The 14,391-nt window shown below is 44.7% G+C and carries 18 protein-coding genes; 7 read left to right on the top strand and 11 right to left on the bottom strand.

The window, feature by feature from the left end; all coding sequences use genetic code 11:
• The first annotated feature begins 1 nt into the window (after position 1).
• The 5 genes from AAX10_RS06085 to rpmA all read left to right on the top strand — a co-directional run bounded on the left by AAX10_RS06085 (position 2) and on the right by rpmA (position 2,874).
• Positions 2-1,177 carry a TPM domain-containing protein gene (locus AAX10_RS06085; RefSeq protein ID WP_080947075.1) on the top strand — a complete coding sequence of 392 codons (1,176 nt, stop codon included), beginning with the start codon at positions 2-4 and terminating at the stop codon, positions 1,175-1,177.
• Positions 1,178-1,253: 76 nt separating this feature from the next.
• Entirely contained in the window at positions 1,254-1,769 is a 516-nt protein-coding gene (locus AAX10_RS06080; RefSeq protein ID WP_036366238.1) for a TPM domain-containing protein, read from the top strand.
• Positions 1,769-2,119, top strand: a complete 351-nt coding sequence (locus AAX10_RS06075; protein WP_036366240.1) for a hypothetical protein — start codon at positions 1,769-1,771, stop codon at positions 2,117-2,119. Before AAX10_RS06080 ends, AAX10_RS06075 begins: the two co-directional genes overlap by 1 nt.
• A 130-nt stretch (positions 2,120-2,249) precedes the next feature.
• Entirely contained in the window at positions 2,250-2,561 is a 312-nt protein-coding gene (gene rplU / locus AAX10_RS06070; protein ID WP_036366243.1) for a 50S ribosomal protein L21, read from the top strand.
• A gap of 55 nt (positions 2,562-2,616) precedes the next feature.
• The gene (gene rpmA / locus AAX10_RS06065) at positions 2,617-2,874 is read left to right on the top strand and encodes a 50S ribosomal protein L27 (protein ID WP_003659274.1); all 258 of its coding nucleotides are present in this window, start codon (positions 2,617-2,619) and stop codon (positions 2,872-2,874) included.
• Positions 2,875-2,999: 125 nt separating this feature from the next.
• On the opposite strand, the gene AAX10_RS06060 is transcribed toward rpmA, so the two are convergent.
• The 3 genes from AAX10_RS06060 to AAX10_RS06050 all read right to left on the bottom strand — a co-directional run bounded on the left by AAX10_RS06060 (position 3,000) and on the right by AAX10_RS06050 (position 5,732).
• Positions 3,000-3,653 carry a DUF2057 family protein gene (locus AAX10_RS06060; RefSeq protein ID WP_046700135.1) on the bottom strand — a complete coding sequence of 218 codons (654 nt, stop codon included), beginning with the start codon at positions 3,651-3,653 and terminating at the stop codon, positions 3,000-3,002.
• A gap of 48 nt (positions 3,654-3,701) precedes the next feature.
• Positions 3,702-4,463, bottom strand: a complete 762-nt coding sequence (locus AAX10_RS06055) for a DnaA ATPase domain-containing protein (RefSeq protein WP_036366249.1) — start codon at positions 4,461-4,463, stop codon at positions 3,702-3,704.
• 171 nt (positions 4,464-4,634) lie between these two features.
• Complete coding sequence (locus AAX10_RS06050; protein WP_046698329.1) at positions 4,635-5,732, bottom strand: AI-2E family transporter; 1,098 nt, start codon at positions 5,730-5,732, stop codon at positions 4,635-4,637.
• Positions 5,733-5,916: 184 nt separating this feature from the next.
• Here AAX10_RS06050 and purM point away from each other — a divergent pair, with 184 nt between their 5' ends.
• On the top strand, positions 5,917-6,960 hold the full coding sequence (gene purM, locus AAX10_RS06045) for a phosphoribosylformylglycinamidine cyclo-ligase (protein ID WP_046698968.1): 1,044 nt from the start codon (positions 5,917-5,919) through the stop codon (positions 6,958-6,960).
• Between the two features lie 69 nt (positions 6,961-7,029).
• On the top strand, positions 7,030-7,677 hold the full coding sequence (purN, locus tag AAX10_RS06040; protein ID WP_118873664.1) for a phosphoribosylglycinamide formyltransferase: 648 nt from the start codon (positions 7,030-7,032) through the stop codon (positions 7,675-7,677).
• A 43-nt stretch (positions 7,678-7,720) separates the two neighbouring features.
• On the opposite strand, the gene fdx is transcribed toward purN, so the two are convergent.
• The 8 genes from fdx to AAX10_RS06000 form a co-directional block, all read right to left on the bottom strand.
• Positions 7,721-8,059 carry an ISC system 2Fe-2S type ferredoxin gene (gene fdx / locus AAX10_RS06035; protein WP_046698327.1) on the bottom strand — a complete coding sequence of 113 codons (339 nt, stop codon included), beginning with the start codon at positions 8,057-8,059 and terminating at the stop codon, positions 7,721-7,723.
• A gap of 37 nt (positions 8,060-8,096) precedes the next feature.
• Positions 8,097-9,965, bottom strand: a complete 1,869-nt coding sequence (gene hscA, locus AAX10_RS06030) for a Fe-S protein assembly chaperone HscA (RefSeq protein ID WP_046700134.1) — start codon at positions 9,963-9,965, stop codon at positions 8,097-8,099.
• Positions 9,966-10,078: 113 nt separating this feature from the next.
• Positions 10,079-10,600 (bottom strand): Fe-S protein assembly co-chaperone HscB, encoded by a 522-nt coding sequence (gene hscB, locus AAX10_RS06025; RefSeq protein WP_046700133.1) that lies wholly within the window; start codon positions 10,598-10,600, stop codon positions 10,079-10,081.
• 9 nt (positions 10,601-10,609) lie between these two features.
• Positions 10,610-10,930 carry an iron-sulfur cluster assembly protein IscA gene (gene iscA / locus AAX10_RS06020; RefSeq protein WP_036366266.1) on the bottom strand — a complete coding sequence of 107 codons (321 nt, stop codon included), beginning with the start codon at positions 10,928-10,930 and terminating at the stop codon, positions 10,610-10,612.
• A gap of 25 nt (positions 10,931-10,955) precedes the next feature.
• Entirely contained in the window at positions 10,956-11,339 is a 384-nt protein-coding gene (gene iscU, locus AAX10_RS06015; RefSeq protein ID WP_046698324.1) for a Fe-S cluster assembly scaffold IscU, read from the bottom strand.
• Positions 11,340-11,446: 107 nt separating this feature from the next.
• A complete protein-coding gene (locus AAX10_RS06010) occupies positions 11,447-12,670 on the bottom strand; it encodes an IscS subfamily cysteine desulfurase (protein WP_046700132.1) in 1,224 nt (407 codons plus the stop codon).
• Positions 12,667-13,179, bottom strand: a complete 513-nt coding sequence (locus tag AAX10_RS06005; protein WP_036366413.1) for an Rrf2 family transcriptional regulator — start codon at positions 13,177-13,179, stop codon at positions 12,667-12,669. Before AAX10_RS06005 ends, AAX10_RS06010 begins: the two co-directional genes overlap by 4 nt.
• Positions 13,180-13,433: 254 nt before the next feature.
• Entirely contained in the window at positions 13,434-14,159 is a 726-nt protein-coding gene (locus tag AAX10_RS06000) for a hypothetical protein (RefSeq protein ID WP_226997749.1), read from the bottom strand.
• Positions 14,160-14,391 lie beyond the last annotated feature (232 nt).

Here is a 14,391-nt window from a genome sequence, read left to right as displayed (position 1 = left end):
AATGGCGAATGTGCCAAATAACAGCGATAAATTTAAATTTAGCCTATTAGATAGAGCGGCTCGTCTAAGTGCAACCGCTTTACTAGGTGTCTGCCTGTCATCGGCAGCCACAGCGAGTAGTGCAACAGTAACTGCCACCGCTCAGGTTGCTAGCGAAGACGATCTTGCGGCTGTCGTTGTCGCGCGTAATGGTGCGATTAACGACACGCTAAGAACGGCAGGCGAGCCGTTATCGCCATTGACTGAATCGGTGCGTGATTTCACCGATGAGATGAGTGACGATGCTACGGATGATGGCGCTGTTGCTACAGCTCAGACACCGACCACTTCAAGCGCACCAAGCGTCACCCATGATAAGCTCATTCTAAATGAGCCTGTTGTGGATGCGGCGCGCATCTTGAGCGCAAGCGAAAAGGCCCATCTCTCCGACCAGCTGCGCACACTATATAATGATAACCTCGCTCAGGCAGCGCTTGTTATCATCCCAAGCACCGAGGGCATGCCGATCTTTGACTATGCGATGGCGGTTGCTGATCGCTGGCAGCTGGGTAGAAAAGACACCGACGAAGGTCTTTTAATTGTCGTTGCGATTAATGATCGAGATTTATACATCTTGACAGGCTATGGGCTAGAAGGTGTGCTACCTGATGCAGCCCTAAAGCGCATCATTCGCCAAGACATCACACCTGCCTTTAAGAGCGGGCAGTATGCGCAGGGTTTGTCTGCTGGTATCGCCAGCATTAGCGAGCGTCTGCGCGCTGACCCTGAGACGCTGCAACGCGCTGATGCCGCAATCCAAGAGGAAGAGAATTTTGGTGAAGAGAGCGTATCGCTGTTCGGTTTGCTGATTATTGGCTTTATTTTTGGTACCTTTTTGACATCGATATTCGGTAGGGTGCTTGGGGCGACCATCGCAGCTGGCGGTGTTGGCTTCATGGGCATGATGGCGGGTGCTGGCTTCATGGTGGTACCGATTGCCATTGTGCTTTGGCTGATCCTATTGTTCTTCAAAGGCGGGTCTGGAGGCGATCGCGGTGGTAGAGGTGGACGCGGTGGTGGCGGCTTTGTTGTATTACCGACAGGTGGCGGCGGATTCGGCGGTGGTGGCTTTGGTTCAGGCGGATTCGGCGGCGGTGGCGGCGGATTTGGCGGTGGCGGTGCGGGCGGCTCTTGGTAATTAAACCCCGTAACACCTCTAGCGATGTTGCTATTTTGCACCTTTCATTTTTTATGATTTTAACCTTGATTTAATTATGCAAACTATCCAATCAACCAAAAGCCTTGCTCGACTGTGGCGACAGCTCTTTTTTATTCCGATGCTTCACAATCGCTGGCTAACCGATGACTTAAAGTCATCACTAACCCAGAGTATTACAGATGCTGAGCGCGGTCATCACGGTGAGATTTATCTTGTCATTGAGAATCACCTACCCATCGGTGAGGCGTATGAGATGGATTGCCGTGAGCGCGCCTTGGCTTTGTTTGGGTTGCACCGCGTTTGGGATACTGCTGAGAATACAGGTGTATTGATTTATGTGAATGTTTGTGAACATGATTTGGAGGTTATTGCTGATCGTGGCATTGATGATTTGGTCGATGATGAAGAATGGTTAAAGCTAACCCAGAATGCGCTAAATGCATGTAAACAAGGCAATTTTGGCGCAGGTCTGACTACGCTGATTACCGAGATTGGTAATCTGATGCGCATCCACTACCCAGGGGGTGTCTTGGGCAATGAGCTTAATAATGATGTGGTGTTCTTAAAGTGATGAATAACCCGTTGACTTGGCTGATATTACTTATTGGCGCGGGGATTGTTTTGTATTTTATAGCCCGTTTTTTACCTAAGAAGTTAAATAACCCAATGCGCCACATAGCGCCGATAGAGAGATTGCAAGCTGAGCTGATTCAGCGTGAGCCTTATTTTGATTACACCATAAGGCAAGATCGTATTATTGTATCAAAAGACGGCTCCATTCACGCTTTTATCATTCTAGATGATAGAGCGGTCAATACCACCAGAAAACTTGACGACGTGATGATATTTAGCCTAAAACAGCGCTATCGCACCAAAGAGCTGTCAGAATCAGTCGCAAAGCTTCAACAATTTAAAAAATAACTAAAAATTATCCTTGTAAGCGCTTTGTTTTTTTGATAAAATACCGCCTTATTTTATGTCCTAGTCGTGTTCGTTATCAAGAGCTATCAAGGGATAGCCACGGCACACAGGTTTTTTACGGAGAACGTAGATGTACGCAGTAATCAAAAGTGGCGGTAAACAACACCGTGTTAGCGTTGGCGAGACTCTAAAAGTTGAGCTACTAAAAGCTGAAAAAGGTGAAACGCTGAAGATTGAAGACGTGCTAATGGTTGTAAATGGTGCCGACATCAAAATTGGTCAACCGGTTGTTGCTGGCGCTAGCGTTGAAGCAGAAGTGGTAGAACATGGTCGCGGCAAAAAAGTGCGCATTGTTAAGCACCGTCGTCGTAAGCACTATCACAAAGAGCAAGGTCACCGTCAATGGTTCACTGAGCTAAAAATCAAAGCAATCAACGCTTAATTACCACTTATTTGATGCTTTTATCTAATAAAGCATCCACATAGGAGACATTCTCATGGCACATAAAAAAGCCGCAGGTTCTACTCGTAACGGTCGTGATTCTAACCCAAAAATGCTTGGCGTAAAAGTATTTGGCGGGCAAGACGTTGTTGCAGGTAACATCATTGTTCGTCAACGTGGCACTGAATTCCACGCAGGCGAAGGCGTAGGCATGGGTCGCGACCACACACTATTCGCTCTAACTGAAGGCGTAGTGAAGTTCGAGACTAAAGGTCAATTCAACCGCCGTTATGTATCTGTATTGGCAAAATAATCTTAGCTAAGATTATCCCAATTAAAAAACCATCACAAAATATTGTGATGGTTTTTTAATTGAGTTTATTTTTTTGGATATAAAATAAGGTTCATTAAGAGCCTTATTTGCAAGATTTGATAGGATTATTTACCAATCCATTGACGGATCTTCTCGCGCTCTTCTTCGCTAGAGTTAAGCCAAAGCTGCATAAAGCCGTCTAAGTTATCACGAGCGACAGGCGCTTGGGTTGGTGCGCTTGGTGCAGTCACTGTAGTGGTAGGTGCTCGGTTCAAGGCAGCCATGGTTTTTTGGTTAGAAGTTACTGCATTATTACGACCAAACATGCCACCGATGCTTTGAGTGATTGAACTTAGTACGCCTGTACGGTCTTCAACGATGCTCTCTTGAGCGATGACCTGACCATTATGGGCAACGGCTAGGGTTGGTGATTTTACGTATTCTTTGGCAGCGCTGTAGTTATTTGGTTGGTTTGGCATGACCAGTTGATAGGTTTGGTTGTCCTGGAGGTCTGCTGTCACTGTGATGTTACCAGATTTTAGGTAATCATGATCACCGCGAGTCAGATCAAAGATACGATCATAACGCGCAGTGACGACATGACGACCTGCTTCTAGTTTGAATTCTCTTTGTAGTGGTTGTAGCGCACCACGATGAACTTCTTGACCGTTAACGGCGGTTACTTTGATGTTATCATCTACCAGTAGGCGTACTTCTGCGTGAGCATATGCTGCGCTTAGTGCAAGCGAGGCGATGATGGCTTTGGTGAGCATTTTCATGAGCTTTTCCTTTAGGGTGAAATTTGGGTCATTGCTTAATTGGTTGAATTAATTGTCAATTTTATGTTCAGAGATTTCGAGTAAAAACGCCTCTCTTTCGATGATGCTCTTGGCTTCATCGATGGTTTTCTTGGGAACTTGCACGCGAGATAGGTGTGTCAGCAGGGGCGAGATTTGATCTAATACTTGAATCATGTCACCAGCATTGCGTGGACCGCTATCTAGCATAAATTCAAAAATCGGTTCAGGCAGTCGCCAGTTTTTACGTTTTAGGATTGAATTAAGTAGTGCCTTTCTATCATCAATGTCTTCGTTAGTCGGTAGGCGGAAAGTGGGCGCAAGAGACAACCGTGTAACCAAGTCCAACAGTCCAATCTCAAGCTCGCGCGCAGGATTATTCGCCAAAAACACTATCTGCTTGTTCTGTTCGCGCACTCGGTTGATGAGATGAAATAAGCCTTCTTGCCATTCGCGACTGCGATGAATTAAATGCAAGTCATCAATGATGATCAAATCAAACATCTCAAGCCCAACTAAGGCACTGGCATCACCGTCATTATCGATCATATCGCCAAGCGATAGGCTGATTGCGCTTTTTTTGTAGGTTCGGGTATAGTTTCTATATATTGCTGCTGCCAGATGCGTCTTGCCGTAACCATAGGCGCCAATGATGAACAACTCTCTAAGATTGCCAAGACCTAGCTCACGTATCGCATTTAATACGGGCAAGAATCCATCCCCACGAAAGTCACTAAGGCTGGCATCCTGCTTTAGATCAAGATTAAGCGATGGCTGAATAAAATCACTCATTAATTACAATTACCTACATGGGCTTGATGGATTTTTATTATTAACATTATGCTGGTATATTCTGATGAATCCATCAAGTCATTTTATACATTTTAAAGTTGACTATATATAGCACATTTTGGGAAATGTTGGCAAGCGATTCTGTGGATTTATAAAAAATCATTTAAGCCACTACCATAATTTTAGCTGCTTATACCCCAGATACCAATCGCTTCCAAGGTAGGCGGCATAGGCATGGCGAAACAAGACATTGATGACGGCAGATACAGGCAGGGCGATGAGCATGCCAACAAATCCAAATAATGATGCGCCAGCAAGTACGGCAAAAATAACCCACAGTGCTGACAGTCCGATTTTATTACCAAGTAATAGGGGTTGAAGGACATAACCTTCCAAAATCTGACCGACTCCAAAAGCACCAGCAATGAGTAATAAGTGCTTCCAGTCAAGACCAAACTGAAAAAACCCTGCCAAAAATGCCGCAATGATGCCAACCCCAAAGCCTAAGTAAGGCACAAAACTGGCAATCCCTGCACCAATACCAATGATCAATCCTAATTTTAATCCGATCAGTTCTAATTGTACGGCATAGATCACACCAAGTAACACCATGACGGTGAATTGACCTTTGGCAAAATTCATCAGTGCTTGATCGCAGTCTTGGGCAATCTCGATGATTTTTCCTGCATGATCTCTTGGTAGGGCGTTTTGCCAAATTTGCAAGCGTTCATTCCAGTTTGTCAAAAAATAAAAGGTTAGAACTGGAATTATGATGAGCAGACCAATGCTGTTAGCGGCACTTGCACCAGAAGTTAAAATCCTTTTGATGATGGTTTGGGCATCGGCCACTTGATAATTGGCTTGAACATAAGTAGCCAACTCGTTTGAAATCATATCAAGATTGATTTCAAGCATGCGGTAATGAGTGAATTGCCCAAGCCAGGGTCTAAGGGTGGTGTTATACCATTTTAATAACTCAGGCATCGCTGCCCAAGCCAGCTGTATTTGTGTCCATAGCATGGGTGCAAGCCAAATCACCAATATCACAATGGTTAGGCTGATGGACAGATATACTGCGGTGATTGCTAAAATTCTGGGTAGGAATTTACTAAAAATATTAACCAAAGGGTTTAAAAAATATGCCAAAATAAAAGCGGCAGCGAAAGGTGCGATGACCACACGCATGAGCCATAATGCGTATAAGAACAAGCATAATGCCGTCACAATGAACAGACGACGAAAAAAAGGGTCAATGGAAAATGCTCTCATAAGAACCATTTATCAGTAATATCAAGATGTTGGTGCATATCATAATGAAAAAGACGACAAAAATACAGACAAATTAAAAAAAATGTACAATTTTTCATAAATCATGATTTTTATCAGATTTTTAGATGATTTTTTTGCTATAATTGGCGACATCATGTTTAATAATATTATCCAAGGGTTTTTCATGACACAGCAAAATTCATTAAGCTATAAAGATGCAGGCGTAGACATTGACGCAGGCGAAGCGCTAGTACAGCGTATCAAATCAGTCGCCAAGGCAACTTCTCGCCCTGAGGTGTTGGGCGGACTGGGCGGTTTTGGTGCGCTTTGCCGTATCCCACAGGGTTATAAATCACCTTTGTTGGTGTCGGGTACGGACGGTGTCGGTACCAAATTAAAGTTGGCATTAGACCTAAATCGCCATGACACCATCGGTCAGGATTTGGTGGCGATGTGTGTGAATGATCTGTTGGTCTGTGGCGCTGAGCCTTTATTCTTCTTGGATTACTACGCTACTGGTAAATTGGATGTTGATACCGCAGAAGCTGTCATCAAGGGCATTGGCGATGGTTGTAAATTGTCAAATTGTGCATTGATTGGTGGTGAGACTGCCGAGATGCCGGGCATGTATCAAGACGAAGATTATGACTTGGCAGGGTTTTGTGTTGGTGTGGTTGAAGAAGAAGAGGTTATCACTGGCAAGAACGTTCAAGATGGTGATGTTTTGATTGCACTTGCTTCTAGTGGTGTGCATTCTAATGGCTATTCTTTGGTGCGTAAAGTCATTGAGGTTACCAATACCGATATGGTCAACGAGCAACTGGGCGAAGAATCTTTAGCCGATGCCTTGATGAAACCTACCCGCATTTATGTCAAATCGGTAAATGCTCTACAAAAGGCGATTGGTAACAGCAATATTCATGCGATGGCACACATCACAGGTGGCGGCCTGACTGAGAACTTGCCACGTGTACTGCCTGAGAACCTAGCAGCTCAAATCGACACAAGCAGCTGGCAATTACCAAAAGTCTTTAAATGGCTTCAAAAGGGCGGCAATATCGACACGCTGGAGATGTATCGCACCTTCAACTGTGGTGTTGGCTTTATTCTGGTTATCCCAAAAGAGCATGCTGATGCTGCACTAAGCTTCCTAAAAGATCAAGGCGAGGATTCTTGGGTGATTGGCCGTATCGCTGCGCGTGATACGGATGCGGTTGTTTACCAATAAGATATTAATAAACCGTCACTTTGGCGGTTTATTTTTTAAATGACTGATAATTTGATTGATTGTAAATCTATGAAAAAATTAAAAATCGCCGTGTTGGTTTCTGGTAATGGTTCTAATCTTCAAGTGATGATTGATGCCATGCAGGCAGGGCGACTGCCAATTGAGATTGTTGGTGTGATTAGTAATGTCGCCGATGCCTATGCGGTGACACGCGCTAATAATGCAGGCATTCGCACGGTGGTGCTTTCGCATGTGCCTAACGGCAAGAAAATGGGCATCAAGACCTTCGAGAGGCATACGCTAGAACTCTTAAATGAGTGGATGCCTGATTTGGTCGTTTTAGCTGGGTTCATGCGTGTGCTGTCGGCGGAATTTATCTCTGCTGTGCCTTGCACCATGATTAATCTACATCCATCGCTCCTGCCTAATTATAAAGGGCTAGATACACATGAGCGTGTGTTGCAATCTGGTGATAAACTGCATGGATGCAGCGTGCATGTGGTCACAGCTGAGCTTGACGCAGGTCAGGTATTGACTCAGGCTGTATTGACGGTTAAGCAGAATGAATCACTAGAATCGCTAAGATTGCGCGTGCAGAAGCTTGAGCATCAGCTGGTGCCGTTCACGCTAGATTTGATCGCAAAAGATGTTCTGTCATTGGATAAAGATGTAATTTCTGATAATTTGGCTTTGCCATATCGACTGTGGTTTGAGTGATTAAGAAAAACCCCAAATGATTACTTGGGGTTTTAATATTAAATTAGTGGTTTTCTTTGGCGTGGTTTAGGGTGTATTTAGGAATCTCGATGGTAAGATTCTCATTTGATACGATACACTGACAAGACAATCTAGAATCAGGCTCTAACCCCCAAGCGCGATCTAGAAGGTCGCCTTCGATATCATCCATCTCTTCTAAACTATCAAAACCTTCACGAACGACGACGTGGCAGGTAGTACATGCTTTTGACATGTCGCAAGCATGCTCAATTTTAATGCCACGCTCAAGCAGGCCTTCGCATAGATTTTCACCTTCATTGAGCTCTACTGTTGCACCTTCAGGGCAGATTTCGTAATGGGGTAGGACAGTTACGGTTACCATGATCTTTCTCGTTGCTTCTTTGATTGGTTTAAGATACTTAGTTCGTGTGCCACTCGGCAGTGCTTGTGCCTTTTAACGCGGACTTGACATTTTGATCCATGATGATCGAGGCAAAATGATCGCTTAATGGTTTAAGCTTGGTATTGGCTGCATCGATGGTTTTTTTGTCGTCGCCTTGTAGCGCATCTTTTAGTGCCCGCATGGCGGCAAGCAGGGCTGTCTTATCAGATTGGGATAATAAATCGTCAAATTCATTCAATGCTGAATCTAGTGCGATGAGCTCGCGTTCTGCTTCGACTTTGGTCTCGATAAGTGCGCGTAAACGCTTGTCTTCGTTAGCATGTAAGAAGCCAGCTTGAAGAAGTTGCTCTTGCTGTTCAGGGCTTAATCCATAGCTTGGGCTGACTTGAATCTGACTGCGCGCGCCAGTGGTGGTCTCTTGGGCGGATACGGTAAGCTGGCCATTCGCATCAATATTAAAGCTCACCTCGATGCGTGCATGACCAGCCTTCATCGGCGGAATACCATGCAATTCAAAGCGTGCCAAAGTACGACAATCTGCTACCGCTTCACGTTCACCTTGCACGACATGAACGACCATGCCAGTCTGACCATCTTGATGGGTGGTGAACACCTGACGACGTGCAACAGGAATCGGTGTGTTTCTTGGGATAATGACTTCAGTTAGGCCACCCATCGTTTCAAGACCAAGCGATAATGGCGTCACATCTAACAGTAGTAAATTGTCATCGCGCTTATTGATGAGCTGATCGGCAGCGCGTGCCGCACCTAGAGCTACGACCTCATCGGGATTTAGCGTGCACAGCGGCTCTTTATCAAAAAATTGATGAACTGCTTGCTGGATGATGGGCATACGAGTTGAGCCACCGACCAACACAACTTCTCGAACGTCATCTTTGTTAATTTTGGCATCTTGTAAGACTTGTTGGCAGATTTGTAGGGTGCGTCTGGTGACAGGCTCGATGATGTCGGCTAACGTTGCGCTATTGAACATCGTGTGAACAGGCATGCCTGATACTGTGATGTCAATCATCACAGCATAGCTGCTGCTTAGGGCTTGCTTGTATTGCTTGGCAAGCTTGGCAAGTCGTGACTTTTCTGCATTGTCAATGTCGGCAGGGTTTAGATTTGCGCTTTTGATAAAATAGTTGGCAATTAAGCGATCAATGTCATCGCCACCAAGTGCGCTATTACCACCTGTTGCCAGAACTTCAAACACGCCATCTGATAATCTCAAGATGGACACGTCAAATGTACCACCACCCAAGTCATAGACAAGATAAATACCTTCTGAAGTATTCTTATCCAGTCCGTAAGCGATGGCAGCTGCCGTCGGTTCATTTAATAGTCTAAGCACCGTTAAGCCTGCAGCAGTAGCAGCGTCTTTGGTGGCGGCGCGCTGCGCTTCATCAAAATACGCGGGTACAGTAATGACAGCACCAGCGATACTGTCAGGCGGTAATGCAGCTTCAGCATGACGCTTCAGGTGTGACAGGATGTGCGCCGAAGTCTCAACGGGAGATTTGTCACCTTGAGCGGTTACGAAAGCGGGCATGGTATGCTTATCGCCAACCAAAGTATAAGGGTGTGAAAACTTGATGTCTGCCTTACTGCGACCCATGAATCTCTTGGCGGAGATGATGGTGTTCTTAGTGTCATCAGCATAAGCTAGCGCGGCTTTACCAATCAATGGGCGGTCGGACTGACCACCATAATACACGACCGATGGCATGAGTGGTGTATCGCCAAAATTCAAGACATCGGCACGCCCGGAGCGCACCACGCCAATCAAGGAATGGGTTGTGCCCAAATCGATCCCAAGCGCAAAACGATGCTGGTGGGGGTTTTTGGATTGGTTGGGTTCGCTAATTTGCAATAAAGACATGGTATCTCTTAAAAGCTGGCTAATGCGAAAAATTACGCAAATAAATAAATGGCTGACTTCTAATTTTAATTAATCTAATCAAAACATAAATGACGATCGTTAGCTGTTATCATCTATACATAAAGATCGTCATCATCGCCATTGCTGTTTAGGCTGTCAGTAAGCTTATGCTGAACATCAATGGCGAGTTTTTCTAGAAATTGTATTTTTTGGGCGTTAACTTCAGCATTTTGCCAATCTTTGGCTTGATAGCTGTTATTGAAAGCGGTGTTGTAGCCTGATTTTTCGTTATTAATAGCGCGAAGAAGTTCGGTCAGCTCGTCTTGGCTATCTAGACCGTCTAGCGCCATACGAAATTCCATCATCTCATCCAAAAAATCCCAATCATTGATCGATGCATTCAAATCGCACTGTACACCAGCCAGCTCAAGCAAGTGAGCTGCCCGTTTATCATCATGATATAAGCTGTCATAGGCATGGTTGATGAGCGATGCCATTTGTGTGGGCGCGCTGTGAGCTTGATCGGGATGATGAATTTTCTGTAAGGCTAACAAAGATTTTTTTAGTGCATCTTTATCAATATCAAATACCACAGGCAAATCAAACAGTGCGAAGAAATTATTATGACTCGTCATATCGTACCATCACACTGTAAAGGATTCACCGCAGCCGCATTCACCTGTCTGATTGGGATTGGTGAATTTAAAGCCAGAGTTAAGACCTTCAGTGACGTAATCCATCTGTAAGCCGTTCAGATAAACTAAGCTCTTAGGATCGACAAACACGCTCACGCCATCGCTCTCAAAACGTTCATCAGTGTCATTTGGCGTATCGACAAATTCTAGCACATAGGCAAGTCCTGAACAGCCTGCCGTTCGCACGCCCACACGAATCCCTTCCCCGCTACCACGGTTATCTAGAAAGTCTTTAACGTGTTTGGCAGCTCGTTCGGTTAGCGTGATCATAACTTGTCTCCTATGTACTACAAAATTAAGCGTGTGCTTTGGCTTGATAATCTTCAATCGCTGCCTTGATGGCGTCTTCTGCCAATACTGAGCAGTGAACTTTTACCGGTGGTAGGGCAAGCTCTTCAGCGATGTCTTTGTTCTTAATCGCGGCAGCTTGGTCTAGCGTTTTGCCTTTTAGCCATTCGGTAACCAGTGAGCTGGAGGCAATCGCTGAGCCACAGCCGTAGGTTTTGAATTTGGCGTCTTGGATGATGCCATCATCGCCAACTTGGATTTGTAGGCGCATCACGTCACCACAAGCAGGTGCGCCCACCATGCCAGTACCGACATTTTTTGAGTTTTTGTCTAGGTTGCCTACGTTACGTGGGTTTTCGTAATGTTCGATAACTTTGTCTGAATATGCCATGATATTTTCCTATTTTAGGTTAGGCTTGATACTCTTTTAATGCTGTCGATTATTCGATTATCAAGCCGATTGCCTATTCAATTTTAAGGATTTTGTGATTTAAAAAATTAATGCTCTTGCCATTCAACTTTGCTAAAGTCAACGCCATCTTTGAACATGTCCCATAGCGGAGATAGGTCGCGAAGCTTTTCAACAGCGTCAGTGATCTGTGCTAGAACGCGATCGATGTCTTCGTCAGTGGTATAGCGACCGATACTAAAGCGAATTGATGAGTGAGCCAATTCGTCGGGGCGACCAATCGCACGCAGCACATAAGATGGCTCAAGCGTCGCTGAAGTGCAAGCCGAACCAGAAGATACTGCTAGGTCTTTTAGCGACATCATCAAGCTTTCTCCTTCGATGAAGTTGAAGCTCACGTTTAGGATGTTGGGGATGCCGTGTTCGAAGCTGCCGTTAAGGTAGATCTCTTCGATGCCTTGTAGGCCGTTCCATAGCTTATCACGCAGACGAATGATGTGTGCATGATCCTCATCAAAACGCTGTACTGATAGCGCAAAAGCTTCGCCCATACCAACGATCTGATGGGTAGCCAGTGTGCCTGAGCGCATGCCACGTTCGTGACCGCCGCCGTGTTGCTCTGCTTTTAGGCGAACGCGTGGCTTACGTCCAACGTATAGCGCGCCGATGCCTTTAGGACCGTAGATCTTGTGACCGCTGAAGCTCATTAGGTCAACTTTTAGCTCTTCAAGGTTGATTTTGAGTTTACCAACCGCTTGAGCGGCATCCACATGGAAAATAATGCCTTTGGCGCGAGTGATCTCGCCGATGGCTTTAATGTCTGTCACAGTGCCAAGCTCGTTATTTACTGCCATCAAGCTCACCAAAATGGTGTCTTCACGAATCGCATCAGCTACCTGCTCTGGCGTGATGATGCCTGTGCCTTCTTGAGGGGTTAGATAAGTGATCTCAAAACCTTCTTGTTCAAGCTGACGGCAGGTATCAAGAATTGCTTTGTGCTCGATTTGGCTTGTGATGATGTGCTTGCCTTTGGTGTGATAAAAGTGCGCCACGCCTTTTAGGGCTAGGTTGTCTGATTCGGTCGCACCACTTGTAAACACGATCTCGCGTGGATCAGCGCCAACGGTTTCGGCGATTTGAAGGCGAGCATTTTCAACTGCTTCTTCTGCTTGCCAGCCAAAGCCATGTGAGCGGCTGGCAGGGTTGCCAAAGATGCCATCGAAAGTCATGTATTGAACCATCTTATCGGCAACTTCCTTCGCGACGGGTGTGGTGGCTGCGTAATCTAGATAAATTAAGGAACTCTGGCTCATGCTGGATTTACCCCAAGTAAGTTAATGGTATTAATGTGATCTTTTCTATCGCCTTTATTGTTTAGAGCTTTGTACTCCGGGCGTTCGGCGATGCTTTGTGTGTTTTTGGAATTAAGAAGCTCATCAAGTGTGACATTGCTAAGATATGCTTCGATATGTGCAGACAAATTATGCCATAAATCATGCGTCAGACACATCGCGCCATCTTGGCAGTCGCCTTTGCCGCCGCACTGCATGGCATTAACACTCTCATCGACTGCTGTAATAATGCTCATGATATCAATCTCATCTAATGGCTTGGCAAGGTGGTAGCCACCTGATGCACCGCGTGTGCTATTTACAAGGCCCTTTTTACGAAGCTTAGAAAATAGCTGCTCAAGATAAGAGATTGAGATGGATTGGCGTTTTGCGATGTCGGAGAGTGAGACTGCACCTTGATGGCGATTCTCTTGTACCGCCAAATCAAGCAGGGCGGTGACTGCATATCTGCCGCGAGTGGTTAAGCGCATAAGAAAATACCCAAAAATGCCTAGTTCTGATTCGAACATCGGTGAATTAATTTAGGCTCATTATAATAATTCCTAGTAAATAGGTCAAGATTATTTATTGAACTTTGCTGTTATTTTTATTAAAAGATAAATTTGATAAAACTCATCATCGCGAATATTAAAATTTATTTATTTAAATCAATCGTTTATAAAAAAAGCAAAGCCCATAAACCTTGCTTTTATTGATATAAAATAACATTTAATCTTCAATAATTTTAAATAAAAAAGTGTGACACTAAGGACGCAATCGCAACCAAAGAAGCAATAATAAAGCCTGTAAAGGTACTTTTTTGTTTGGTCTTAGCCTCGGCAAGCTGTGTGTTTAGGCGTGCGTTTTGAGTTGTTAGTCCATCGATTTGAAGTGATTGTTCGGACAGCTTAGCCTTTAATTCGCTTAATTTCTCAGCGCGTTCTTCGGGGGTTGGCTTGCTTTCGGTCTTTTTGACTTTACGTAGGAATTGATCAATCACACCACCCACACCCAACTGGACCAAGAATACCTTAAAATTAGCCACTTGTTCGGCAGCGCCGCGAATCTGAAGTTTCTCAACCGCTTCGACGCTGTGATTGGTTAGTGTGCTGATAATCTGAAAGCTGTAAGCATTGACCCTGATGTCAGCAACCGACTTATCAGCGGGTAATTCTTGATCAAGCAATACGCCGTGGTGGCTGAATGTTGCAAAAATCTGAACGTGTGGCAGATAGGTGCGAATACTTACCACTACGCCTTCTTGGGCGAGTGGGTAGGCCAGTTGACGCAGCTTTGGATTAAAACGCAGCATGAGCGTGATGGCAGATTCTAAAAATACCAAAAGCACGTTCACAAAGCTGCCAGAAATGACGCCCGCATCGTTTTGGGCCGACTTATTATAACTGCGCTGATTTTGCGGTTTTGGGTTGCCGTTAGGGGTATTTTTTGGTGTGTGTATGTTGTCCGTCATGTTAATCCTAAGTCTTTATTAAAGTAATAAAGGTAAATAACTTAAAAATATGCAGTTGATTGTAGCTTAAAATAAGTCAAAAAACAAAACGCATGGTTAAAAATTACAGATTTTTTCAAAAAAATACAAATTTTTTGTTAAAGTTACATAAAATTATATAATTTTACTTGCATATTGCCAACACCCTTGCTATAAATGGTAAGCAAGTTTGTTATAACAAACAATGGAATGG

Source organism: Moraxella bovoculi, assembly GCF_000988745.2.
Lineage (GTDB): Bacteria > Pseudomonadota > Gammaproteobacteria > Pseudomonadales > Moraxellaceae > Moraxella > Moraxella bovoculi.
Note: the sequence above shows the minus strand (reverse complement) of the source record. Positions and strands in the feature narration are given on the sequence as shown.

Excerpts from the sequence above, each read along its gene's own strand:
- AAX10_RS06080 (WP_036366238.1), top strand. The coding sequence starts at position 1,254 with ATGCAAACTATCCAATCAACCAAAAGCCTTGCTCGACTGTGGCGACAG.
- hscA (WP_046700134.1), bottom strand. The coding sequence starts at position 9,965 with ATGTCTTTATTGCAAATTAGCGAACCCAACCAATCCAAAAACCCCCAC.
- AAX10_RS06075 (WP_036366240.1), top strand. The coding sequence starts at position 1,769 with ATGAATAACCCGTTGACTTGGCTGATATTACTTATTGGCGCGGGGATT.
- AAX10_RS06000 (WP_226997749.1), bottom strand. The coding sequence starts at position 14,159 with ATGACGGACAACATACACACACCAAAAAATACCCCTAACGGCAACCCA.
- AAX10_RS06060 (WP_046700135.1), bottom strand. The coding sequence starts at position 3,653 with ATGAAAATGCTCACCAAAGCCATCATCGCCTCGCTTGCACTAAGCGCA.
- AAX10_RS06010 (WP_046700132.1), bottom strand. The coding sequence starts at position 12,670 with ATGAGCCAGAGTTCCTTAATTTATCTAGATTACGCAGCCACCACACCC.
- iscA (WP_036366266.1), bottom strand. The coding sequence starts at position 10,930 with ATGATCACGCTAACCGAACGAGCTGCCAAACACGTTAAAGACTTTCTA.
- AAX10_RS06055 (WP_036366249.1), bottom strand. The coding sequence starts at position 4,463 with ATGAGTGATTTTATTCAGCCATCGCTTAATCTTGATCTAAAGCAGGAT.
- purN (WP_118873664.1), top strand. The coding sequence starts at position 7,030 with ATGAAAAAATTAAAAATCGCCGTGTTGGTTTCTGGTAATGGTTCTAAT.
- AAX10_RS06050 (WP_046698329.1), bottom strand. The coding sequence starts at position 5,732 with ATGAGAGCATTTTCCATTGACCCTTTTTTTCGTCGTCTGTTCATTGTG.
- AAX10_RS06005 (WP_036366413.1), bottom strand. The coding sequence starts at position 13,179 with ATGCGCTTAACCACTCGCGGCAGATATGCAGTCACCGCCCTGCTTGAT.
- hscB (WP_046700133.1), bottom strand. The coding sequence starts at position 10,600 with ATGACGAGTCATAATAATTTCTTCGCACTGTTTGATTTGCCTGTGGTA.
- AAX10_RS06085 (WP_080947075.1), top strand. The coding sequence starts at position 2 with ATGGCGAATGTGCCAAATAACAGCGATAAATTTAAATTTAGCCTATTA.
- fdx (WP_046698327.1), bottom strand. The coding sequence starts at position 8,059 with ATGGTAACCGTAACTGTCCTACCCCATTACGAAATCTGCCCTGAAGGT.
- rpmA (WP_003659274.1), top strand. The coding sequence starts at position 2,617 with ATGGCACATAAAAAAGCCGCAGGTTCTACTCGTAACGGTCGTGATTCT.
- rplU (WP_036366243.1), top strand. The coding sequence starts at position 2,250 with ATGTACGCAGTAATCAAAAGTGGCGGTAAACAACACCGTGTTAGCGTT.
- iscU (WP_046698324.1), bottom strand. The coding sequence starts at position 11,339 with ATGGCATATTCAGACAAAGTTATCGAACATTACGAAAACCCACGTAAC.
- purM (WP_046698968.1), top strand. The coding sequence starts at position 5,917 with ATGACACAGCAAAATTCATTAAGCTATAAAGATGCAGGCGTAGACATT.